Origin of the sequence: Flagellimonas pelagia (assembly GCF_003584135.1) — a bacterium.
GTDB classification, from domain to species: Bacteria; Bacteroidota; Bacteroidia; order Flavobacteriales; family Flavobacteriaceae; genus Flagellimonas; species Flagellimonas pelagia.
Genome location: NZ_QXFI01000033.1, coordinates 210197 through 232461, shown reverse-complemented (window position 1 = coordinate 232461; position 22265 = coordinate 210197). Strand labels below are relative to the sequence as shown.

Here is a 22265-nt window from a genome sequence, read left to right as displayed (position 1 = left end):
AAGGCATTTTACATCATTATCTGGGAAAAGACGCGGGAAGTCAACAAAGTGCCACCTTCGGTCAATCCAATTATGATGGTATAGCAAAGCAAACTTCATTTGGCAAGAATCAATTCAAAACAAATGAAAGTCAAGGTTTTAACTGGTAAAAATTTTTGTGTGAGTCTTATGTTGATTGCTGGAATCTCCCAAGTTTTGGCGCAAGTTCGCGGTAAGGTGAGTGATGCACAGGACAATCCCATCCCCTTTGCCAATGTGGTGTTGTATCAGGCAGTGGATACCACTTTGGTTACCGGTGCCATAACAGACGATGCAGGTTATTTTTCTTTGGAGCCAACTGGAGTAGGTCCATTTCGAGTGCGGGTGACCTATCTCGGTTTTGCCGATCACTATACGGAACCCTTTCATTTGGATTCGGGTTCACCGTCATTGCAATTGGGGACATTGGTATTGACCGAAAATGTGAATGAATTGGATGAGGTGGTGTTGGCGGCACGAAGGGATTGGGTACAACGCACCCTGGAAGGCCAGGTAATCAATGTGCAGAGCAGTGTGATAACCAAGGGAAGCAATGCCTTGCAACTGTTGGAACGGTTGCCAGGAGTGATTTTGGACAGGCGTGACTACCAGTTTACCTTGAACGGGCAAAGTGGGGTTACGGTCCTCTTCAACGGTCGAAGGATATCCATGTCCATGGAAGATGTGATGGCCCTTTTGGAGAGCACCTTGGCGGACAACATTGAAAAGGTGGAACTCGTCACCTCTCCTTCGGCCAAATACGATGCGGATGGGGGAGCGGGCATCATCAATATTATCTTCAAAAAAGGAGTGAACGAGGGCAGCCAATGGAACTATAGCGCCAGTTTGGGGTATGGCTATTGGGAAAAGGCAAGTACCTCGTTGGGCTATTCCTTCGGAACTGAAAAAATGCACCTGAATGCCAACTATTCCCTATTCCACGACCATGGAAAAAATGGGTTTGAAGGGTCGGGAACGAGTTTTCAACCTATTCTCGGCGCTCCCAGTCAGGCTATTTTTTCCACCTATTTCAACAATAACAACAATGCCCATAACATGAATTTAGGTATGGGTTATCAAATTTCACCAAAGGTGGAACTCGGTGGGGAATTCACCTTGAATTTTGCCAAGAACCGATCCATGTCCAATGTGAACAACCAACGGATCATTGAGGGTCAGGATTATTTTAGGTCGCATTTGGTTACGGAGGGAAACGCATCGAAGTTGAATGTGATTTCCTCCTTGTATTTGACTGACAAGCTGACCGACCATTCCAGTTTTGCTGTGGATTTGAGTTATCTCAATTATACTAACGATAGCCCGGCCACCACAAAGAGCGAGTATTTTGATGAAAACGATGAGCCCTATGACCCGGAAAATGAAATTTTTACGGATGGGAATCGAGGTTTCAGTGAGTCGACCATCCAGTTAGGGGTGCTCAAGTTGGATTACACCCATACCTTTAATGATAAATTGGAAGGCGAGTTCGGATTCAAGGGGAGTTATTCCGATAACACAAACGATAGTAAGATCGAGACCCAGGTGGAAGGCGAATGGATCGTGGACCCCCGGTCCCAAAGTCTCATCGAGAGTGATGAAACCCTGTGGGCATTGTACTCGCAGTTCCAAGTGCAACTTCATGAAAAATCGAAGGTGGACCTTGGTTTACGGTATGAGGATTGGAGGCGGTCGTTGTCCACTTCTGAGGAAGATTTCACCATTCGTCAATTCTTTCCGTCAGTTTCTTATCAATACCAACTTTCTGAAAATCGGCAACTCAACCTGAATTACCATCGTCGTATCAGTAGGCCTGCCTATTCCGATTTGGTCACGAGTCTGTACTACAACGATCCCACGGCCATTTTTACGGGCAATCCCATGTTACGGCCCGGTATCACCAATACGTTGCAACTGGAATATGTGAAAAACGGGTTTTCCATGGGGCTTTCGTTTCAAAAGGAAATTGACCCCATCATCCGGTACCAGTTGACGTCCACACCCCAGAATGATATTTTGGTCATTTCACCGCAAAATGCGGATTATCAAAAAAGTATAGGTCTCTTTTTGAACATTCCCGTGCAATGGGCGTCTTGGGCCAGACTCAATATGTCCTCCACTTCAGCCCTTCGGGATTATAAGATTTCGTACAGTCCCAATCCTGCCTCAAAGACCTATTTCTACCAGAGTCTCAACTTTAACCAAACCATCAAATTGCCTTGGCAGATGGATGCAGAATTGTCTGGTTGGTACAATTTTGACCATTATAATGGCACCAATTCCACGGAAGGTTTTGGGGTGATGAATTTTGGCATTTCAAAACAGTTCAAGAACGATTGGGGAACCTTGCAGTTCAGTGTTTCCGATGTGTTCCGAAGTTTGGATATCCATACCCATATCAGTGGAATGACCCCCATTGTTTTTGATATTGATACACGGTCGCGGTATCGGGATGAATCAGCCTTTACCCGTATTTTTCGTTTGACCTATTCCAGAAGTTTTGGAGGAAATGCGAACAAAAAATCACGCAATCTGGGAAAAGAGGAATTCAATCGGGTAAATTAGGAAGTTGCCTTCTTCTTTTTGCTCAACAGCCTTTTGATTTCGTTGAGTTTCATCAAGGCTTCCACAGGGGTAAGGGTGTCGATGTCCAAATGCAGGATTTCTTCCTTGATTTCTTCCAACAAGGGATCGTCCAAGTTGAAAAAGCTTAGTTGCATTTCGTTTTGGGAAGCTTGTAGTTTATCCGAAATCTCTTCACTGGAATGTGATTTTTCCAGTTTTTTCAGGATTTTGTTCGCCTTTTGGATAACCTGTTGGGGCATGCCCGCCATTTTGGCCACATGGATCCCAAAACTGTGCTCGCTGCCCCCCGGTACCAATTTCCGAAGGAAAAGCACATTGTCTTCCAATTCCTTCACCGAAACATTGTAGTTCTTGATCCGGGTAAAGGTGGTGGTCATTTCATTCAGTTCATGGTAATGCGTCGCAAAAAGCGTTTTGGCCCTGGCTGGGTGTTCGTGCAAGTACTCGGAAATGGCCCAAGCAATGGAAATGCCATCGTAGGTGCTGGTACCGCGACCAATTTCATCCAACAACACCAAACTGCGTTCGGAAAGGTTGTTGAGAATGGAAGCCGTCTCGTTCATTTCCACCATAAAGGTCGATTCGCCCATGGAAATGTTATCGCTGGCGCCCACACGGGTAAAAATCTTGTCGATGACGCCAATTTTGGCCTCGGAGGCAGGTACAAAACTTCCCATCTGGGCCAAGAGCACGATCAATGCCGTTTGCCGCAACAAGGCCGATTTACCACTCATGTTCGGCCCCGTGATCATGATGATTTGTTGGTCTTCACGGTTAAGCAATACATCATTGGTCACGTACTGCTCGCCCAAGGGCAACTGTTTTTCAATAACAGGGTGCCTGCCTTCCGTGATGTCCAGTTCGGTGGACTCATCCATGACCGGTTGCACATAATTATTCTCGCTGGCCAATTGCGCAAATCCGCAAAGGCAATCCAACTGCGCGATCAAATGGGCATTCTGTTGTACCGGGGTGATGAATTCCTGCATCCACACCAAAAGACGTTCGAACAGTTGTTGTTCCAAATGCAGGATGCGCTCTTCGGCCCCCAAGATCTTGGCTTCATATTCCTTCAGTTCCTCGGTAATATAGCGTTCCGCGTTCACCAAAGTCTGTTTGCGGATCCAACTTTCAGGCACCTTGTCCTTATGGGTGTTTCGCACCTCAATATAGTAACCGAACACATTGTTGGAATCGATTTTGAGCGAAGTGATTCCTGTAAGTTCGGTTTCACGCTCCAACATTTTGTCCAGGTAATCCTTTCCTGAAAAAGCTAGGTTGCGCAATTCGTCCAATTCCTCGGAATAGCCTTGGGCAATGGTGTTGCCCTTGGCAATATTCACGGGAGCTTCCTCGTTCAAAACTTCTTTGATCTTGGAGCGAAGGGCTTCACAGGCATCCAAGCGATCCCCAATATTTTGCAGCGAGGGGTTGGTGCTGTCCTGTGCCGCTAATTTTATAGGCACGATGGCTTCAAGGGAATTTTTGAGTTGGATGACTTCCTTCGGGTTGATTTTTCCGGTCGCCAATTTGGAAATGAGACGTTCCAGATCGCCCATTTGCTTGATCCAATGTTGCATCTTATCCAATTGATCGCCATGTTCCTTCAAATGGGCCACCACTTGATGACGCTGCTGAATTTTCTCCAGATTTTTCAAAGGAAGGGCCAACCATCGTTTCAACAATCGCCCACCCATGGGCGATAGCGTGTTGTCGATAATGTCCAACAAGGTCACCGCATTTTGATGGGGGGAATGGTACAGTTCCAAGTTTCGGATAGTGAACCGGTCCATCCACACATATTCCTCCTCGGCAATACGTTGGATCTGGTTGATGTGTTGCAGGCGGCTATGTTGGGTTTCCGACAGGTAATGCAATACGGCCCCGGAGGCGATGATGCCATGGTTAAGATGGTCTATGCCAAAACCCTTAAGGGTTTTGGTGCCGAAATGGTTGTTCAGGCTTTCCAGCGCATAATCTTCTTGAAAGATCCAATCTTCTGTAAAGAAGCTGTGATATTGGTTACCAAAATATGCTGAAAATTCCTTTTTATGGTTTTTGGAGACCAGCACTTCATTGGGTGCAAAATTTTGAAGGAGTTTGTCCACTTGTTCCACAGATCCTTCCGAAGTCAAAAACTCCCCTGTGGAAATGTCCAAAAAGGAGATGCCCAATTTGTTCCTTCCAAAATGCACGGCACTTAAAAAATTATTGCTTTTGGCAGTCAGGATGTCGTCGTTAAGGGCCACACCGGGAGTTACCAATTCTGTCACCCCACGTTTTACGATGCTCTTGGTCATCTTGGGGTCTTCCAACTGGTCGCAGATGGCCACCCGTTGCCCGGCCTTTACAAGTTTCGGCAAATAGGTGTTGAGGGAATGGTGGGGAAATCCGGCCAATTCCGTTTTATCGCCACCATTGTTCCGATGGGTCAGGATAATTCGCAGGATTTTGGCGGCCTTTATGGCATCGTCCCCGAAGGTTTCATAAAAATCTCCCACACGAAAGAGCAGCAACGCATCAGGATGTTTGGTCTTGATGGTATTGTACTGTTGCATCAACGGGGTTACCTTCTTTGTCTTTTTATTGGCTGCCAAAGCGATTTATTTGAAAATTATAGGCTCCATAATCAACTACATAGTTGTGTTCAAACAAAATTTTAGAACAGTTTGTCATTCCACACTTGATGCGGAATCCATTCAATCTTGCCTGAGTGGATTCCTGTTTTCACAGGAATGACAATTTGTAGGCGATTTTATTCTTTTACTTTTGTCCCAAAATAGGGTGGAAGACGAATATATCGCTTTCATCAGGTTCCCAAAATTTTTGTTGATATTTTGGCCCCAATGGTTAAAAAAATGAATCGAAAACTTGAAAATAGTGAGTTGGAGCGGTTGGACGTGGCCGGTTTCAAAGAAGCGGAAAAGACCCCCATCATTGTAATCTTGGACAACATCCGCAGCCTGAACAATATTGGTTCGGTGTTTCGAACCGCAGATGCCTTTTTGGTGCAAAAGATCTATCTCTGTGGCATCACGGCCACCCCTCCCCATAAAGATATCCGGAAAACGGCCCTTGGCGCTACGGAAAGTGTGGATTGGGAATACCGAAAGGATACCTTGGAACTGGTACAGGAATTGAAACAAGCGGGGATAAAGACTATTTCGGTTGAGCAAGCGGAGAATGCCATCATGCTGAACGATTTTCATGCGGACGCCAACACAACGGTGGCCTTGATCTTCGGAAATGAGGTCAAGGGGGTATCCCAAGAGGTGGTATCGGCCAGTGATGCTGTTTTGGAAATTCCGCAGTTGGGGACCAAGCATTCCCTCAATATTTCGGTAAGTGCAGGGATAGTTGTGTGGGATGTGTGGTCGAAACTCCATGCCCAAAAATGAAAAAAGCCCTGATGTACAGGGCTCTATATAAAGTTTGAGTTAGTTAGTCTCGTATTTTGAGGGCTCTAAGAAAATAAAACCAATCGTTATATCCAAATATTTTGTGAAAATTCTCTTAAAAGTTTGAGGAAAGAATGTTGTCCTCCAACTTTTCCAAAATAGATTCGTAGTCGACGGGATGGTGTACAAAATCCATTTCGCTAATGTCAATGATGAGGCTATTCTGGTCTTGGTGACTTTTGATAAAATCCAAATAACCCCTATTGATTTTTTCCAGGTACTCAGGATCAATGTTCTGCTCGTAATCCCTTCCCCGTTTTTTAATGTTAGCTAACAAGCGTTCCGTGTTCTGGTAGAGGTATAGATAGATTTCCGGCTTTTTCACTTCCTTGTACATAAAGTTGAAGACTTTTCGGTACAGGTTGTACTCCTCACGTTGCAAGGTCACCTTGGCAAAGATCAACGATTTGAAGATGTCATAATCGCTCACCATAAAATTCTTAAACAAGTCAAATTGGGAGGTATCGTCCATAAACTGTTGGTAGCGATCGGCCAGAAAGGACATTTCCAAAGGAAAGGCGTAGCGCGACTGATCCTCATAGAATTTGGGCAAAAAAGGGTTGTCCGCAAATCGCTCCAAGATCAATTTGGCATTGAAATCGTTGGCGATCATGGTAGAAAGGGTGGTTTTTCCGGCACCGATGTTCCCTTCAATGGAAATCAATTGCAGCTGTGAAAAAAGCCCGATTCGGTCCTTGAAAAGTTTGTGTTTTGTTTTGGTCAATTTGCTTTTGTCCCTGCATTCCTGGAGCAGATTTCGGGTGTCTTTCTCAAAAATGGGATGGTAAAACTGGGGGGCAATATCCGATAGCGGTTTCAGTACAAAATTCCGGTTTTGCATCTGCGGATGCGGAATCACCAAGTCTCCCGTGTTGATTACCTCTTGACCGTAGTAAATGATATCGATATCTAAGGTGCGGGAACTGTAACCATCACCTTGGGAACGTACACGTCCAAAATCTTGTTCTATGCCCAACAGGTTGTCGAGCAGTGCTTTTGGATCTAACGGCGTCAGCACAGAAACACAAATGTTTAGGAATTCATCACCCTCAAAACCAACGGCGGGGTTTTCATACACCGAGGAAATATCCAACACTTTTCCAACCTGCCGTTGTATCTGGAATATTGCTTTTTGCAGGTTGGCAAGCCGATTGCCCAAATTGCTTCCGAGTGATAAATATACCTTGTGCTTTTTGCCCATAATCGAAGGAACAAAGTAAACAAAACAATACTACAATGGTTATATTTGGAACGTAATAAATTTTGTTGGATGAACTTTTTGAGAAACCTGTTGGCTTCCATTTTGGGAAGTTTGGTGGCATTTGCGATTATCATGGGAATGTTCTTTATCTTTTTGATTTTGATGGGCAATTCCGATGACGGTGTGGTGGTGAAAAAGAATTCCATTTTGGAAATCGGATTGATGATGCCCATTTTGGATTATACGGGAAAGGACGAGGCCGACCCTTTTGCCGCCCTTTGGGCAGCGGAGATTGGTTTGGACGAGATCATACACGCCATAAAGGTGGCCAAGGAAGATGATGATATCGAGGGAATCAGCATCACCACCAGTTTTTTACAGGCCGGGATGGCACAGACCAGGGAAATCAGGGAGGCTTTGCTCGACTTTAAGGCATCCGGGAAGTTTATCATGGCCCATTCCGATTTTTATTCCCAAAAGGATTACTACTTGGCCAGTGTGGCAGATGAGGTCTATATGAACCCCGTCGGGGCGTTGGATTTTAAAGGTTTGGCCACTGAAGTGTTGTATTATAAAGACCTTCAGGAAAAAACGGGTATAAAGATGGAAGTCATCCGCCATGGAAAATACAAGAGTGCCGTGGAGCCCTTTTTGTCCAATACCATGAGCGAGGAGAACCGCACCCAACTCAAGGAACTGCTCACCTCCATTTGGGATGTGATGTTGGACGACTTATCGGCATCAAGGAACATTGCCAAAACAGATTTGAATATCATAGCCGATACATTGGGCGGAAGGACCCCTAAGCTGGCCGTGGCATCGGGATTGCTGGATGGCACCTTGCACTTTGACCAGTACGAAGGATTGCTCAAGGAAAAAGTAGGGGTTGGGGAAGACGAAGAGTTGAACTATGTGTCGCTAACGGATTATGTTCAAAAGTCCAATAGGCAAAAAATACAGACCGGTACCGATAAAGTGGCCGTAATCTATGCACAGGGAGAAATATTTTTCGGGGAAGGCGGAAAAGATCAAATAGGCCAAGGACTTATTGTGGATGCCCTAAAAAAGGCAACCAAGAACGAAAATGTAAAAGCCATTGTGTTCCGTGTGGATTCCCCCGGGGGCAGTGCGTTGGTGTCCGATATCATTTGGAGGGAAATGCAACTGGCCAAGGCGGTAAAACCTGTGGTCGTTTCCTTTGGTAACGTGGCCGCATCGGGAGGCTATTATATTGGGGTGGGAGGTGATAAAATCTTTGCGGAACCCACCACCATAACCGGCTCCATTGGAGTGTTCGGAACCATTCCCAACATAAACGAACTGGCCAAGAATGTAGGCATCAACGCGGAGCAAGTGGGGACCAACAAAAACTCTGTGGACTATTCCCTTTTTGAACCCATGAGCGATTCGTTCCGGAAGGTGGTCTTGGAAAGCATCGAGGAAACGTACGGCACCTTTTTGGAGCGTGTGGCCCAAGGCCGTAACATGACCGTTGCCCAAGTAGATTCACTGGCCCAAGGTAGGGTGTGGAGTGGTGTGGACGCCAAGGCCAATGGTTTGGTGGATGAACTGGGGAATTTGGACGATGCCATTGCCGCTGCAGCTGAAATGGCCGGACTGGAATCCTATAGCATACGGCAATATCCCAAGTACAAAACCGATTTTGAGCGCTTTATGGAAAATTTAGGTGGGGTGAAAGCCAAAATAGGACAGGAACTTATCCAAGAAGAAATTGGCACAGAGGCGTACAAAATGTTGAAGGAGTTTAAGGATTTGAGCAAACAGGAAGGAATACAGGCCAAAATGCCATTTAGTTTGAATATTAAATAGAAAGGATGACGCAAAGGGACAAAAGAGTTGCGTTTTCCATTTACCTCTACCTAGGGGCCCTGTTCATTACTTCGTTAGTGGTGTCCAACCTTATTTTCCAGAAGTTTTTTCACTGGAACCCCTTTGGGGAAGTCACCATTTTTGGTGCGCCGTTGTTTGAGCTTTCGGTGGGGATTTTACCTTATCCGGTTACTTTCCTGATCACGGATTTAGTCTCCGAGGTGTACGGACAAAAAAAAGCCAATCAGGTGGTCACGGCGGGTATTTTTGCCTCTTTTTTCTCCATGGGTATCATTTTGTTGGCCAATTTTTCGGAAGCTATTCCCAGTTCCCCAGTGGATGATGTCACCTTCACCAAGGTATTCGGCTTGTCCCCATTGGGCGTTTTGGCCTCTATGCTGGCCTATTTGGCCGCACAGTATATCGATATAAAAATCTATCATTATTGGAAAAAGGTTACAGATGGCCGGATGCTGTGGCTTCGGAACAACTTTTCCACCTTTTCTTCCCAGTTTATAGATACCCTAACCGTGATTACCCTATTGTGTCTTTTTGGTGTTTTGCCTTGGGACAAATTTTATGGTTTGTTGGTCAGCGGGGTCATTTTTAAGATCATAATTGCCGTATTGGACACCCCTTTCCTCTATTTTTTCGTATATCTCATGCGTAAAAGATTTAACTTAAAAATAGGGGAGGAAATTTCTTTGGATTGACAACTTCTCCTTTAATTTGTTGTAAAACATCGAAGTATGAAGAAAAAAGTCCTAAAGATTGCCGGTATAACCCTACTTATCCTACTCGTCCTGATCATTGCACTTCCATTGTTCCTTCAAGGGAAGATCGAACAGATTATCAAGGACAAAGTCAACAATAGCATCAACGCCACCTTCGATTTTGAAGATGCCAATTTGAGCTTACTCAAAAGCTTCCCGAATGCCAATCTGGAACTTACTAATCTTTCCCTAGTCAACAAAGCACCTTTTGAAGGGGACACGTTGTTTTATGCAGGCGATATAGAACTCACCATGTCCATCAAGGAATTGTTCAAATCAGCGGAGGAGCCCATCGTCCTTCAAAAATTGAATGTGGATCATGCTAAAGTGAACATCAAGGTGGATGCCAATGAAAATGCCAATTATGACATCGCCAAGGAGGATGAAAGTGCTACAACAGAAACCGCAGATGCATCCGATGACAATTTCACCTTGGCCATGGATTCCTATAGCATCACCAATTCTGAGATTGTGTACCATGATCTTTCCAGTGGAATGCGTTTGGCCATTTCCGAAATGAACCACTCCGGTACCGGAGATCTGTCACTCGAAAAATCCCAATTAAAGACCATGACCGATGCCTTGGTTTCCTTTGAGATGGACAGCACTTTGTATCTGAACAAGAACAAGATCAACTTGGATGCCTTGATCGATATTGATCTGGCCGAAAGCAAATATTCCTTTTTGGAGAACAAGGCCATGGTGAACCAATTGCCTTTGGTTTTTGATGGCTTCATAAAACTAAATGATGATAACCAAGAAGTGGATATCACCTTCAAGACACCGTCTTCGGATTTCAAAAACTTTTTGGCCGTGATTCCCGAAGCGTATTCCAAAAACATTGAAACCGTTGAAACTACCGGAAATTTTGAGGTGAACGGTCAATTCAAGGGCATCGTTGACGATGAACATATCCCTACTTTCAAAATTGCCATCAATTCGGACAATGCCTCGTTCAAATATCCGGATTTGCCCAAAGCGGTTCGCAATGTGTATATCGATACCGAGATCAACAACGATACGGGCATCACCGAGGATACCTATGTGAACATCAATAAATTGTCTTTCACCATTGATCAGGACAAGTTCAACATGAATGCCAAGATCAGGGAACTGATGGGCAACACCACAGTGAATGCGCACATGGATGGTAAGATCAATTTAGCCAATATCTCCAGCGCCTATCCAATGCCCGAAGATTTCAATTTGAAGGGTATTTTGGATGCGGATGTGACCACCAGTTTTGATATGGCATCGTTGGAGAAAAAACAGTACCAGAATACCAAGACCGCAGGGACCATGCAATTGACCGGGTTTGAGTACACTTCCGAAGAGATGAAGAACCCAGTGGCGATTAGCAATGCGGCCATGACCTTTAATCCACAGACCGTTACCCTGAATTCTTTTGAGGGGAAAACGGGCAGTACAGATTTCAATGCCACGGGAACCCTGACCAACTTGTTGGGCTTTATGTTCAACAATGAAAATGTGGAGGGGAATTTCAAACTGACTTCCAACCAATTTGCCCTGAACGATTTTATGATGGAAGATACGGTAGCGGAGGGCCAGACCCAGACCGAAACCACTACCACGGGCGAGGAACGCATCAAGATTCCATCCTTTTTGGATTGTACGGTGGAGGCTGCCGCCAATACAGTGTTGTATGATGACCTAAAGCTGAAAAATGTGAAGGGTACTTTAGTGATCAAGGATGAAACTGCCACAGTAAAAAATTTAACTTCAGATTTGTTTGGAGGAACCTTAGGTCTGAACGGTTCGGTTTCTACCAAGGAGGCTAATTCCACTTTTGATGTGGATCTGGGGATGAGCAATTTCAACATAGGTGAATCCTTTGCAGGACTTGAACTTTTTAAGGTATTGACACCATTAGCCAGTGCGTTGCAGGGTAAGTTGAATTCCGATATTAAAATTGCGGGTAACCTGAAAGACGACTTTACACCTAATTTGGCTACCATTTCAGGGAATTTATTGGCGGAACTGCTTTCACCAAAATTGGATACCGAAAAAGCACCATTGGTTTCGGCCTTGGACAGCAAACTCAATTTCTTGGACACCAAGGAAATCGATTTGAACGGACTTAAGACCGCCTTGAGTTTTGACAATGGTTCCGTGAAGGTGAAACCGTTTACGCTAAAATATAAGGACATCGGCATCAACGTAGCGGGTAGCCATACCTTTGATAAACAAATGCAGTACACGGCAACCTTGGATGTTCCAGCCAAATATTTGGGCACGGAAGTAAACAAGCTGATTGCCCAAATGAACGATCAAAGCCTGCAAGAGGTGACCGTTCCGGTAACGGCAAACATTGGTGGCAGTTTTACCAATCCCACGGTGAGTACCGACCTTACCTCTAGTGTGAAGACCTTGACCACCAAATTGGTGGAAATCCAAAAGCAAAAATTGGTGAACAAGGGCAAGGATACGGCCAAGGACCTTTTGTCCGATGTGTTCAAAAAGGATGAGGGTGATACCACGACTACCAAATCTTCTGGGGTAAAAGAAGCCTTGGGTAATTTGCTGGGGGGTCAAAAGGAAACCAAAACCGATACTACCAAAACCACGACCAAGGAAGAAGACGTAAAGAATACAGCAAAATCCGTTTTGGGCGGTTTGCTGGGGAAAAAGAAAAAGGATACCGTGAACTAAAATTAAAAGGGCGATAAACATCGCCCTTTTTTATTCCTTGATTTCGCCGTTGATAGTGGCTAGGATTTCATTCATGCTCTGCATCAATGGGGTGTAATGCAAGGTCTCGGTTGTAATACTGGTGAGGATGAACATTAATAGATTGTTCTCGAATTCAGTGGATTGCAAAAGGTGAAGGTTGCTCAGTTGTTCCTTGCCGACGGGCAGTCCCAAGTCACCCGAAACCCCTGTAAGGTCATAAATGGTCTTGATGCTGTTCCCGTTCCTTCGGAACATAGTGATGATCTGATCTCGTTCATGATCCAGCATTGCTTCTTGTTTGGTAATATCCTCAATGTTGGAAATCCAATTGGTGAGCAAAACCCGGAGATTTGGGTTCGACAGATCCTTTAAACTACCCGAATTGATCATCTCTTCCAACAACGAATTGTTGGGGTTATAGGAAATATCAAAAGCGAGGGCATTGTACAACAAGTTGGACAGCTCCTCTTCATTGGGAAGATTCTCCTGATCTTGCATGAAGCCAATGATTTTTTTGGAATCTTCATAGCTTTTTTTGTTGACGGCAATAAGATTCTTGAGTTTGGTCTGGCTCGTCTCGAATTCCTTTTTCAGTCCGACCAGATATACCTGTTCTTTTTCCCTTTTGATGTGTTGTTCGTTGGCGTTGTCTATGGCAAGGGCAATCAAAATACCGATGACCACTAGCACTATTTCACCAATGGCATAAAGGATATAGTTGCTGATCTTTCTTTCTTCAACAAGACCTTTTCTTATTTTCCTAAAAAATTTAAGCATGTTCAATTCTTTGGTAGCATTCGCATTTGTTTTTATCGATAGCCGATGACAACCGCTATGATTATGGCAATGGCACCGATCAAAAGCATGAGCGAGGTTGGTATGATGGCAAATTTAAACCATTTGTTATAAGGAACATTGCCGATGGCCAAAACAGCCATGAGGGCACCGTTGGTGGGAACGATCATATCGGCCATCACAGCACCGTATTGGTAGGCCAAGACACAAGTCTGTCGCGAGAGACCTATTAAATCGGACAAGGGCACCAAAATGGGCATGGTAAGAACCGCTTGCCCTGAATAACTGGGCACCGGAAAGTGGAGCAGTGAATGGGAGACCATCATTAGAATACCCGAGGTTGCCGGGGAAAAGTTTTGCAAAGGCCCGAACAACCCATATACAATGGTATCCATGATCATGCCATCTGTCAAAATAATGGAAATGCTGTTTGCCAATCCCATGATGAGGGCTGCAAAAAGCATTTCCTTCATACCGTCAATATAGGTTTCAGTGGTTTTGTTCAGATTCATTTTGGCAAGCAGTGCCGCTAGAATGCCCAAGGCAAAGAAGCAGGCCGACATTTCATTAAAGCCCCATTCCAAATAAAGGATTCCTAGAATTACGATTACAAAGGTCAGGCAAAGCAACCACAATATGATGCTATGCCGAACCCCCATTTTTTGATGTGTGGGATTCATCGAGATTTTCTCAATCCGGTTTTTTTGGGCATAACGCAAAAGATAGACCAACCATACTAAAAATGCCACTAAAAGTACGGCCATACGAAAGGTTCCCCCGGACAATAAAGGGATTGCTGCTTCTTTCTGCGCAATAAGAACCGCAAAAGGATTGGAAGGACTGAACGAACTGCCCACCACCGTGGAGCCATAACTTGCAAAGAGCATGGTGAGGGTATTATAGCCCAAACTTTTTCCGAACAAAATCAATACAGGGGCCAAGGCGACCACTTCTTCTTGCATACCAATGGAGACGCCCCCAGCGGTAAACAATGTGGTTATAATAATGAGGGCATAGGATTCCTTGCCATTAAGCAATACCACCAATTTGGCAAGTCCTTCATTGAGGGCACCTGTTTTTTCAATAATGTAGAAACAACCACCGATCAAAAAAATCAGGACGATTAGGTCAGCCCCTTTTTCCAGTCCTTCGGGAATGGAGACCAAAAGATCAAAAAACCCGGGTCTTTCCGCATCAACAGAATGATAGGAATTGTTAACTACCCGTGTAATTCCGGTTTCCTCCTCCAAAAATCTTTCATAACTGCCCTGTGGAACAACATAGGTGAACAACCAGGAAAAGAAAATCACCCCAAGAAGAATGACAAAGGCATTGGGAAAGTTTTTCATGCGGTCGGTTTTGGTTTGGCAGGTTATCAAATTCCATAATTTGGAAAGATAACTTCCTTAAAATAAAGCTATTTTGAGCAAATTTTCACAAAAAGTTACTGAAAATCAAAGGGTAGCGGAATCTATTTCTTACGTCGTTCCATCCATTTGTAGATGGCCTCCACGGCAAAACAAAAGCCAATTAAGGATACAGCCACGATTACCCCCATGATATTGGAACCGAATTGTTGTTGTAACAATGCTAGCATGGCAATGGAGCAGAGGATAAATCCTGCCAAGGCAATGGTCCTGTTACTTTTGGTTTCCTTGGACAATTTGAATCCCACAAGATTTACGATGGCAAAGATCAAAAGGAATCCAACGCTACCTGCGGTGGAAATACTTTCCAGTTCCAAGGTATTGGTCAAAGTCAAGGTAAGGATGGTGGTGATCAAAAGTCCAATGGGTTGGTTCCAGAGTTGAGAGGTGAATTCATTGGGCAATTCATCGTCCTCAGCAATTTCATAGCTTACACGGCTCCCGCCATAGAGGGAGGCATTGATGGCCGAAAACGTTGAGATAAGGGCCGCAATGGTAATGATGGTAAAGCCCACTTGTCCCAACATGGGTTTGGCCGCTTCGGCCAACACATAATCCTGGGCAGTGGCAATTTCTTTAAAGGGAAGTGATCCTACGGTAACCACTGCGATGATGATGTAGAGTAAAATCACAAAAATGATGGAAATGTAATAGGCACGCGGAATGTTCTTTTCTGGGTCTTCCATATCGGGTGCCGCATTGGCAATGAGCTCAAAACCTTCATAAGCCACAAAAATGACCATTCCCCCGGTCAAAAGTTTGATGGGTGTTTCCCAATTGGCAGGTGAGAGTTGTTCCAGATTTGCATTGCCTATCAACCCATAAATGCCGACACCAATAAAGGCAATCAAAATAATCAGCTTGATGATAACAGCGTACGACTCTATGGCCCCAACCACTTTGATGCTGTAATAGTTGATGCCCGATGCCAATAGAATGATAAAGGTAGCATAGATATGAAAGTCCATTGGTCCACCAGTGATGGCGTACAGGTTGGGTGCATAGGAACCAAATGCCGAGGCGTATAGGGACAACATGATGATATAACTCAGCCAGAGCAGATTATTGATGCCACCGCTAAAAATGGTCTGGCCAAAACCTTGGTTGATGAACTTTACGGTACCTCCACGATCGGGATAGGCCAAGGAGAGTTTTACATAGCTGTACGAAGTGAGCAAAGCAATGATCCCTGCAAAGAGAAAAGCGATCGGTGTGCCTCCCTTGGCCAGGGAAACCGCCAACCCAAGGACCGCGAAAATACCGCCACCCACCATACCACCAATGCCGATGGAAATAGCTTCCCTAAGTCCGATTGTTTTGCTCATATATACCTAATTCTTTACGAACAGTCTTTAGTTAAAATCAATTCCCACATAATAGCCCTCATTGCCACGAACATTAAAGACCGTGCTATCTTCAAAAATAAGATATTGCCCTTTAATGCCCTTTAGCACTCCTTTATAACTAGGGGTTTTGTCCAGATTGAGGCTTTTTACTTTTTCAGGATATTGATGTACGGGAAATTCCAAATGCGTCTCCCCATTGTTTTCAATAAAATAATCGGCCACTTCATCGGGGATGAATGGTTTCAGTCTGTCACGCCATTCCACTAGATCTACATCCTCAATGCGATTGGTGAGCATTTTTTGCCAACTTGTTTTATCGCTCACATGGTCTTTTAAGGCTACTTCGGTAATGCCTGCTAAATAACGGTTGGGCACTTCCACAATTTCTATCGCTTCATGGGCACCTTGGTCGATCCAACGAGTAGGTACCTGAGATTTTCTTGTCACACCTACTTTTATGTTGCTGGAATTGGCCAGATATACGATATGGGGCTGCAGTTGCATTTTTTTCTCATACTCCAGGTTACGGTCTTCCTGGTCCAGATGGGCCGTACTCAGTTCCGGTTTCATGATCCAATCCCCTGCCAAGGGTGTTTCATAGAAGCATGATTTGCAGAATCCTTGTCTGTAGATAGGCTTGTCCTCCCCGCAATTGAGACATTGGAATTTGATGAAATCGATATGGAGTTCCCTATCCAGCATCTGGTTGAGGTTCAAAAAGTCGCTTCCCAAGGTCAGAAAGTATTGGATGGGATGGCCGTTTTCAGTTTGCATTTTGCGGAGGACTCCTTCGTACAACATGTTGGAATGATTGTTTGTTTCTAATTTGAAAATGAATGCCAGAAAAGCTATTTTAGCTGTTGCACCCAACTGAATTTCTTGGTTAAATATACCTAAAATGCCAATACCATTATTCAACTCCATCGCTTCTTGGTTATTGAGAAAGCGCTACCATCAGATAGAGCTTTTTCTAAAATATCCCTTGGACGTTCAGGATGAGGTACTAAGGCATTTGCTCGATTTTTCCCAAGAAACCATGATAGGGAAGCAATATGGGTTCAAAGACCTTCCCAAATACGAGGAATTCCGGAACCGTGTCCCCATTGTGGGATACGAAGATGTAGCTCCCATGATCGAGAGGACCCGTCGCGGGGAACAAAATCTGTTTTGGCCCACGACCATAAAATGGTTTGCCAAAAGCAGTGGTACCACCAATGCCAAGAGCAAGTTTATTCCGGTAAGCAACGAAGCTTTGGAGGATTGCCATTACAAATCCAGTAAGGATCTGTTGTGTTTGTACTTGAACAACAATGAAAACTCCCAACTGTTCACAGGAAAGAGTTTGAGGTTGGGCGGGAGTAAGGAGCTCTATGAGGACAACGGTACCTTTTTTGGCGATTTGTCCGCCATTTTGATTGATAACATGCCCCTTTGGGCTGAATATAGCAGTACACCCAGCAACAAGGTTTCCCTTATGACTGAATGGGAATCGAAACTGGAGGCCATTATAGAGGAGAGCATTCGGGAGAATGTGACGAGCTTGGCAGGTGTTCCATCTTGGATGTTGGTTTTGCTCAACCAAGTTTTGGAGAAAACGGGCAAGAACCATTTGTTCGAAGTTTGGGAAAATTTGGAGGTGTATTTTCATGGAGGGGTCAGTTTTACCCCGTACAAAAACCAATACAAGAAACTGCTCCCCAGAAAAAGGTTCAATTTTTATGAGACCTATAATGCATCGGAAGGATTTTTTGGGATTCAGGACCGTAACAACTCAGATGAACTTTTGTTGATGTTGGACTACGGTATTTTTTATGAGTTCATCCCCTTGGACCCCCATGGGGGAGAGGAAAGGGCCATCCCATTATGGGAAGTGGAACTTGGGGTCAACTATGCCATGGTGATTACCACCAATGCCGGATTATGGCGGTACAAAATTGGGGACACCGTTCGGTTTACCTCCAAAAATCCCTATCGGATCAGGATTACTGGTAGGACCAAGCACCACATCAATGTTTTTGGGGAAGAGCTTATTATTGAGAATGCAGAGGAAGCCCTCCGGCAAATATGTCAGAAGACCGATGCGGAAATCATGGACTATACTGCGGCACCCATTTTTATGACGGGCAAAGAGAAAGGGGCACATGAATGGATCATCGAGTTTAGAAAGCCACCGGAGGATGTGGCCTATTTTACCGAAGTGCTGGACAATGCCTTAAAATCCCTCAATTCTGACTACGAGGCCAAGCGGTATAACAATATCACTTTAAAAATGCCAAAAGTGCATGTCGCCCGTAAAAATTTGTTCCATGACTGGCTCAAATCCAAGAACAAATTGGGTGGCCAACACAAAATTCCGAGATTATCAAATAATCGTGAGTATATTGAAGAATTACTGAGAATGAATTAAGTTATGTTCAAAGCGAGAATGTATGAAATTTCGCGTAATCTTTGATTTTTTTCTTCTTTTAGGGTCTATTCATGGCTTTCTGTTTGTTATAGGTACTTTTTTGTTGCGCAGGAAAGTTGAGCTACAGGTTATCTTTTTGAATTTGTTTGTTTTATTTCTATCTCTAAACAATTTTCAAACGTGGTTAATACAAAAAAGGCTAGTGTACCAAGATTTTCTGGGCGGATACTTTATTTTCCCATGGTACTTGCTCATTGTTCCTTCATTCTATGCTTTTTTGGTCTATTACCTGCAAATTGAAAGGGAGCGATGGCCCTTCGTGAGAATATCATTGGCCCTTTTCGCGGTAGCCATTTTAACGAGGCTCTTGGCAATCTATTTGGTCAAAATCAAATCCTTTCCTGAATCTCTAATAAGAAATTATGACTTGTTCGAAGATATTGTTGCATTGATATACTCCATTTTTTTATATGTAAAATCTATCAAACTCGTGTTCAGGTATCAGAGCCTATATCCTGAAATTTTAAAAATGGATAACTTAAATTGGATCAAGTGGTTTTTGAAGTTGGGAGGGGCAGTGTTTCTTTTTTGGGTTTTTGCGGTCATAGTGAATACCTTGGCGGTGGAGCAAAACCCATTTTACAGTTATTATCCTTTACGTTTTTTCTCATCTGTTCTTATATACTGGGTAGGCTATCAGGGATTCTTCCAATATGTTGTTTTGAAAGACAGGATTGGCTTAAGGGCACATTTGGCAAAAAATACCATTATTAACAGAAGATTAGGTGATATAGATTTAGAAAAAAGATACAAGGGCGATTTTGAATCGATAGCCCAATATATTAGGGATAATGAAAGATATCTTGACCCAATGCTGAGTTTAAATGGATTGGCTGATGAATTACACATGGGGACAAGCAAGCTTTCCAAAATCATTAATGATCATGCAGGTGATAATTTTTCGGACTATGTAAATAAGATGAGGGTTGATGTGGCTAAGAAGATATTACGAAATCCAGAATATAATTACTATACCATCGTTTCTATAGGTTTGGAATGCGGATTCAACTCCAAATCTGCGTTTTATGCCTCGTTCAAAAAAATAACGGGTATGTCTCCGTTGGGTTTCAGAAAAGGCAAACTTTGAAGTTGTCCCGATTTATCCATCTTGGATTATTTCGGACTGTCAAAAATAAATATGCCTATAAATTGTGTTCAGTAATCAAAGTAAACTGGACATGATAAAGTTCATCACTATTGCTTTCCTTGTTTTCGGTACAAGTTTGTTTGCCCAGCAAAATTTGGTTTATGCGGAATTAGGTGGGGCAGGGCCTATTATTTCTGTAAACTACGAACGACAATTATTTCAAGAATCCCATTTGAACTTTAGGGCAGGATTGGGATTTTACACTGGTTGGTATGCTGGTTTAAGTGCTCCTCTTGGAGTCTATTATTTGCAAGATTTTAAGAAAGGCAACTATTTGGAGTTGGGTATGACATACACCCTGTTGCTTACTGGATGGGAAGACAATGAACCAGGAGGTTTTATTCTACCGGCCATAGGCTATCGGAAATATTCCCTTAAGAGGAAAAGTTTTTTCAAGATTACGTTCAATCCCATCTTTTTTGATAATAATGATTCTTTGAACTTTTTACCGTGGGGTGGGATTTCATTTGGGATAAGATTGTAGAAATTCAATGCCATAATGTTAATTTGTGTCATTCAACTTAAAAAGATTTTGATTTGTAATTTTCAACGAAAACGTTTTCGTTGAAATTGACCCTTTATCGTGCAAAGCCTTCTTTTGAACAAATAAAAGCGGTTTTCCCCCGTTTAATGTTGAAATTCCCCCTCACTAATCTTTTAAACACTAAACCATTAAGATTATGGCAGAAAAACTTGTTGTTGTCTCCGACATGTGGGGAGCAAAAAAAGGACTTTGGATAGCATCCTATTTTGGATATCTCCAACAATACTATGACATTGTTTTCCATGATTGCCAGCAATTGGGCAATGTTGATGTTCCCATTTCTTCAGAAGAAAATGTTCACCGCGCCTTTGTGGAAGGTGGTATTGATACTGCAGTTACCAATTTGCTCAAAAAGGAAACCAAGCCGGCACATTATCTGGCTTTCAGTACAGGTGGTACCATTGCCTATAAGGCTGCCTTGAAAGGTTTGTCAGTGAAATCATTGACGGCTATTTCGGCCACGCGTATTCGATTGGAGGAACAAAGGCCGGATACCCGCCTCAATCTACTCTACGGGGAATGTGATGCCAACAAGCCGGACATAAAGTGGTCCCAACAAGTCAGTGTGGATTTTAGAACAGTACCCGGCTTTGGGCATATGCTCTATACCGATGAAAAAATAATTTCCGAAGTCTGTTTGGAACTTTTGGAGCAAGTCACAAAAAAAGTGGTCTAATTAAGAGACCACTTTTAGTTTTTTTATCGTTTCGTAGGACAACTTTTCCTCTGCGTAGGCCTTTGTAACCTTGAATTCGGTTTCATCGCTACTAGGTAGTGTGAACATCGCATCCGTGAAAACGGCTTCGCAAAGGGAACGCAGTCCCCGGGCGCCAAGTTTGTATTCCACGGCCTTATCCACAATATAGCTCAGTGCCTGTTCTGTGATGGTGAATGTGATACCATCCATGGCAAAAAGTTTTTCATATTGTTTGATGATGGCGTTCTTGGGTTCGGTCAAGATGGCGCGTAACGTTTTTGCATCCAAAGGATTCATGTGGGTGAGTACAGGAAGTCGCCCAATGATTTCAGGTATCAATCCAAATTCCTTAAGGTCTTTTGGGATGATGTACTGCAAAATATTGTCATTGTCCAACTTGTCCTCCGCTTTGGACGCACTATAACCAACGGCTTGCATGTTCAAGCGCTTGGTAATGATGCGCTCAATACCATCAAAGGCACCACCGGCCACAAAAAGAATATTTTCGGTATTCACCTCGATGAATTTTTGATCGGGGTGCTTACGGCCACCTTTAGGTGGAACGTTCACTACGGTACCTTCCAAAAGTTTCAACAACCCTTGCTGCACCCCTTCACCTGAAACATCTCGGGTGATGGATGGGTTATCGCTCTTGCGGGCAATCTTGTCTATCTCATCAATGAACACAATACCTCTTTCGGCCTTCTCCAAGTTGTAATCAGCAGCCTGTAACAAACGTGTGAGGATGCTTTCCACATCTTCACCAACATAACCGGCTTCGGTAAGTACGGTGGCATCTACAATGGCCAAGGGTACGTTGAGCATCCTGGCGATGGTCTTGGCGATAAGGGTCTTACCCGTACCGGTCTGTCCCACCATGATGATGTTACTCTTCTGGATCTCTACTTCGTCATCCTTGCCCTTAGGCTGTAAAAGTCTTTTGTAGTGGTTGTACACCGCTACCGACATTACTTTTTTGGTCCTTTCCTGACCAATAACAAACGTGTCCAAGAAATCACGGATCTCCACAGGTTTTTTGAGCTCCAGTTCTGAAGACAGATCGTGGTTTTTGGATTGTTTGGATTCTTCCGCTACTATGCTATGGGCCTGTTCTATACATCTGTCGCAAATATGCGCATCAAGGCCGGCAATCAATAAATTGGTTTCCGGCTTTTTTCTACCACAAAAAGAACATTCCAAGTTTTCCTTTGCCATATTTCTCAACTATTCAACCACTATTAACGCAAAAATTTTGGATTTGTTCTGCGATAAGTGGTTGTTTCTTAAT

The 22265-nt window shown here is 43.7% G+C and carries 16 protein-coding genes; 9 read left to right on the top strand and 7 right to left on the bottom strand.

Features of this window, described 5'->3' with window-relative positions; translation table 11 throughout:
- The first annotated feature begins 123 nt into the window (after positions 1–123).
- Complete coding sequence (locus D2V05_RS15145) at positions 124–2580, top strand: outer membrane beta-barrel family protein (RefSeq protein WP_119648432.1); 2457 nt, start codon at positions 124–126, stop codon at positions 2578–2580.
- On the opposite strand, the gene mutS is transcribed toward D2V05_RS15145, so the two are convergent.
- Complete coding sequence (gene mutS / locus D2V05_RS15140; protein WP_119648618.1) at positions 2577–5159, bottom strand: DNA mismatch repair protein MutS; 2583 nt, start codon at positions 5157–5159, stop codon at positions 2577–2579. The genes D2V05_RS15145 and mutS overlap by 4 nt on opposite strands.
- Before the next feature lie 300 nt (positions 5160–5459).
- Here mutS and D2V05_RS15135 point away from each other — a divergent pair, with 300 nt between their 5' ends.
- Positions 5460–5999 carry an RNA methyltransferase gene (locus D2V05_RS15135; protein ID WP_119648431.1) on the top strand — a complete coding sequence of 180 codons (540 nt, stop codon included), beginning with the start codon at positions 5460–5462 and terminating at the stop codon, positions 5997–5999.
- 115 nt (positions 6000–6114) lie between these two features.
- Here the strand turns inward: D2V05_RS15135 and folK are convergent, their stop codons facing one another.
- Positions 6115–7260 (bottom strand): 2-amino-4-hydroxy-6-hydroxymethyldihydropteridine diphosphokinase, encoded by a 1146-nt coding sequence (folK, locus tag D2V05_RS15130; protein WP_119648430.1) that lies wholly within the window; start codon positions 7258–7260, stop codon positions 6115–6117.
- Positions 7261–7329: 69 nt separating this feature from the next.
- Here folK and sppA point away from each other — a divergent pair, with 69 nt between their 5' ends.
- From sppA to D2V05_RS15115, 3 genes are read left to right on the top strand one after another with little or no spacing between them, the layout of a single operon-like run.
- Positions 7330–9090: a signal peptide peptidase SppA gene (sppA, locus tag D2V05_RS15125; RefSeq protein WP_119648429.1), complete on the top strand. Its 1761-nt coding sequence runs from the start codon at positions 7330–7332 to the stop codon at positions 9088–9090.
- A gap of 5 nt (positions 9091–9095) precedes the next feature.
- Positions 9096–9803, top strand: coding sequence for a queuosine precursor transporter (locus D2V05_RS15120; RefSeq protein WP_119648428.1), 708 nt, complete (start codon positions 9096–9098; stop codon positions 9801–9803).
- 36 nt (positions 9804–9839) lie between these two features.
- Complete coding sequence (locus tag D2V05_RS15115) at positions 9840–12533, top strand: AsmA-like C-terminal region-containing protein (RefSeq protein WP_119648427.1); 2694 nt, start codon at positions 9840–9842, stop codon at positions 12531–12533.
- Between the two features lie 30 nt (positions 12534–12563).
- On the opposite strand, the gene D2V05_RS15110 is transcribed toward D2V05_RS15115, so the two are convergent.
- The 4 genes from D2V05_RS15110 to D2V05_RS15095 all read right to left on the bottom strand — a co-directional run bounded on the left by D2V05_RS15110 (position 12564) and on the right by D2V05_RS15095 (position 16923).
- The gene (locus D2V05_RS15110; protein ID WP_119638648.1) at positions 12564–13331 is read right to left on the bottom strand and encodes a DUF6090 family protein; all 768 of its coding nucleotides are present in this window, start codon (positions 13329–13331) and stop codon (positions 12564–12566) included.
- Positions 13332–13363: 32 nt separating this feature from the next.
- Positions 13364–14698, bottom strand: a complete 1335-nt coding sequence (locus D2V05_RS15105; RefSeq protein WP_119648426.1) for a YfcC family protein — start codon at positions 14696–14698, stop codon at positions 13364–13366.
- A gap of 122 nt (positions 14699–14820) precedes the next feature.
- On the bottom strand, positions 14821–16101 hold the full coding sequence (locus tag D2V05_RS15100; RefSeq protein WP_119648425.1) for an APC family permease: 1281 nt from the start codon (positions 16099–16101) through the stop codon (positions 14821–14823).
- A gap of 27 nt (positions 16102–16128) precedes the next feature.
- Complete coding sequence (locus D2V05_RS15095; protein ID WP_119648617.1) at positions 16129–16923, bottom strand: DUF2797 domain-containing protein; 795 nt, start codon at positions 16921–16923, stop codon at positions 16129–16131.
- A 97-nt stretch (positions 16924–17020) separates the two neighbouring features.
- Between D2V05_RS15095 and D2V05_RS15090 the strand changes: the two genes are divergently transcribed.
- The 4 genes from D2V05_RS15090 to D2V05_RS15075 all read left to right on the top strand — a co-directional run bounded on the left by D2V05_RS15090 (position 17021) and on the right by D2V05_RS15075 (position 20956).
- Positions 17021–18529, top strand: a complete 1509-nt coding sequence (locus tag D2V05_RS15090; RefSeq protein WP_119648424.1) for a GH3 auxin-responsive promoter family protein — start codon at positions 17021–17023, stop codon at positions 18527–18529.
- Positions 18530–18731: 202 nt separating this feature from the next.
- A complete protein-coding gene (locus tag D2V05_RS15085; RefSeq protein ID WP_183114851.1) occupies positions 18732–19676 on the top strand; it encodes a helix-turn-helix domain-containing protein in 945 nt (314 codons plus the stop codon).
- 91 nt (positions 19677–19767) lie between these two features.
- On the top strand, positions 19768–20220 hold the full coding sequence (locus D2V05_RS15080) for a hypothetical protein (RefSeq protein WP_119648422.1): 453 nt from the start codon (positions 19768–19770) through the stop codon (positions 20218–20220).
- Between the two features lie 196 nt (positions 20221–20416).
- Positions 20417–20956, top strand: a complete 540-nt coding sequence (locus tag D2V05_RS15075; RefSeq protein WP_119648421.1) for a hypothetical protein — start codon at positions 20417–20419, stop codon at positions 20954–20956.
- On the opposite strand, the gene clpX is transcribed toward D2V05_RS15075, so the two are convergent.
- Positions 20957–22192 (bottom strand): ATP-dependent Clp protease ATP-binding subunit ClpX, encoded by a 1236-nt coding sequence (clpX, locus tag D2V05_RS15070; RefSeq protein ID WP_119638654.1) that lies wholly within the window; start codon positions 22190–22192, stop codon positions 20957–20959. It lies immediately after the preceding gene.
- Between the last annotated feature and the right edge of the window lie 73 nt (positions 22193–22265).

Bases quoted from the DNA above. Each gene is read 5' to 3' on its own strand.
- D2V05_RS15145 (WP_119648432.1), top strand. From the start codon at position 124: ATGAAAGTCAAGGTTTTAACTGGTAAAAATTTTTGTGTGAGTCTTATG.
- mutS (WP_119648618.1), bottom strand. From the start codon at position 5,159: ATGCAACAGTACAATACCATCAAGACCAAACATCCTGATGCGTTGCTG.
- D2V05_RS15135 (WP_119648431.1), top strand. From the start codon at position 5,460: ATGAATCGAAAACTTGAAAATAGTGAGTTGGAGCGGTTGGACGTGGCC.
- folK (WP_119648430.1), bottom strand. From the start codon at position 7,260: ATGGGCAAAAAGCACAAGGTATATTTATCACTCGGAAGCAATTTGGGC.
- sppA (WP_119648429.1), top strand. From the start codon at position 7,330: ATGAACTTTTTGAGAAACCTGTTGGCTTCCATTTTGGGAAGTTTGGTG.
- D2V05_RS15120 (WP_119648428.1), top strand. From the start codon at position 9,096: ATGACGCAAAGGGACAAAAGAGTTGCGTTTTCCATTTACCTCTACCTA.
- D2V05_RS15115 (WP_119648427.1), top strand. From the start codon at position 9,840: ATGAAGAAAAAAGTCCTAAAGATTGCCGGTATAACCCTACTTATCCTA.
- D2V05_RS15110 (WP_119638648.1), bottom strand. From the start codon at position 13,331: ATGCTTAAATTTTTTAGGAAAATAAGAAAAGGTCTTGTTGAAGAAAGA.
- D2V05_RS15105 (WP_119648426.1), bottom strand. From the start codon at position 14,698: ATGAAAAACTTTCCCAATGCCTTTGTCATTCTTCTTGGGGTGATTTTC.
- D2V05_RS15100 (WP_119648425.1), bottom strand. From the start codon at position 16,101: ATGAGCAAAACAATCGGACTTAGGGAAGCTATTTCCATCGGCATTGGT.
- D2V05_RS15095 (WP_119648617.1), bottom strand. From the start codon at position 16,923: ATGTTGTACGAAGGAGTCCTCCGCAAAATGCAAACTGAAAACGGCCAT.
- D2V05_RS15090 (WP_119648424.1), top strand. From the start codon at position 17,021: ATGCCAATACCATTATTCAACTCCATCGCTTCTTGGTTATTGAGAAAG.
- D2V05_RS15080 (WP_119648422.1), top strand. From the start codon at position 19,768: ATGATAAAGTTCATCACTATTGCTTTCCTTGTTTTCGGTACAAGTTTG.
- D2V05_RS15075 (WP_119648421.1), top strand. From the start codon at position 20,417: ATGGCAGAAAAACTTGTTGTTGTCTCCGACATGTGGGGAGCAAAAAAA.
- clpX (WP_119638654.1), bottom strand. From the start codon at position 22,192: ATGGCAAAGGAAAACTTGGAATGTTCTTTTTGTGGTAGAAAAAAGCCG.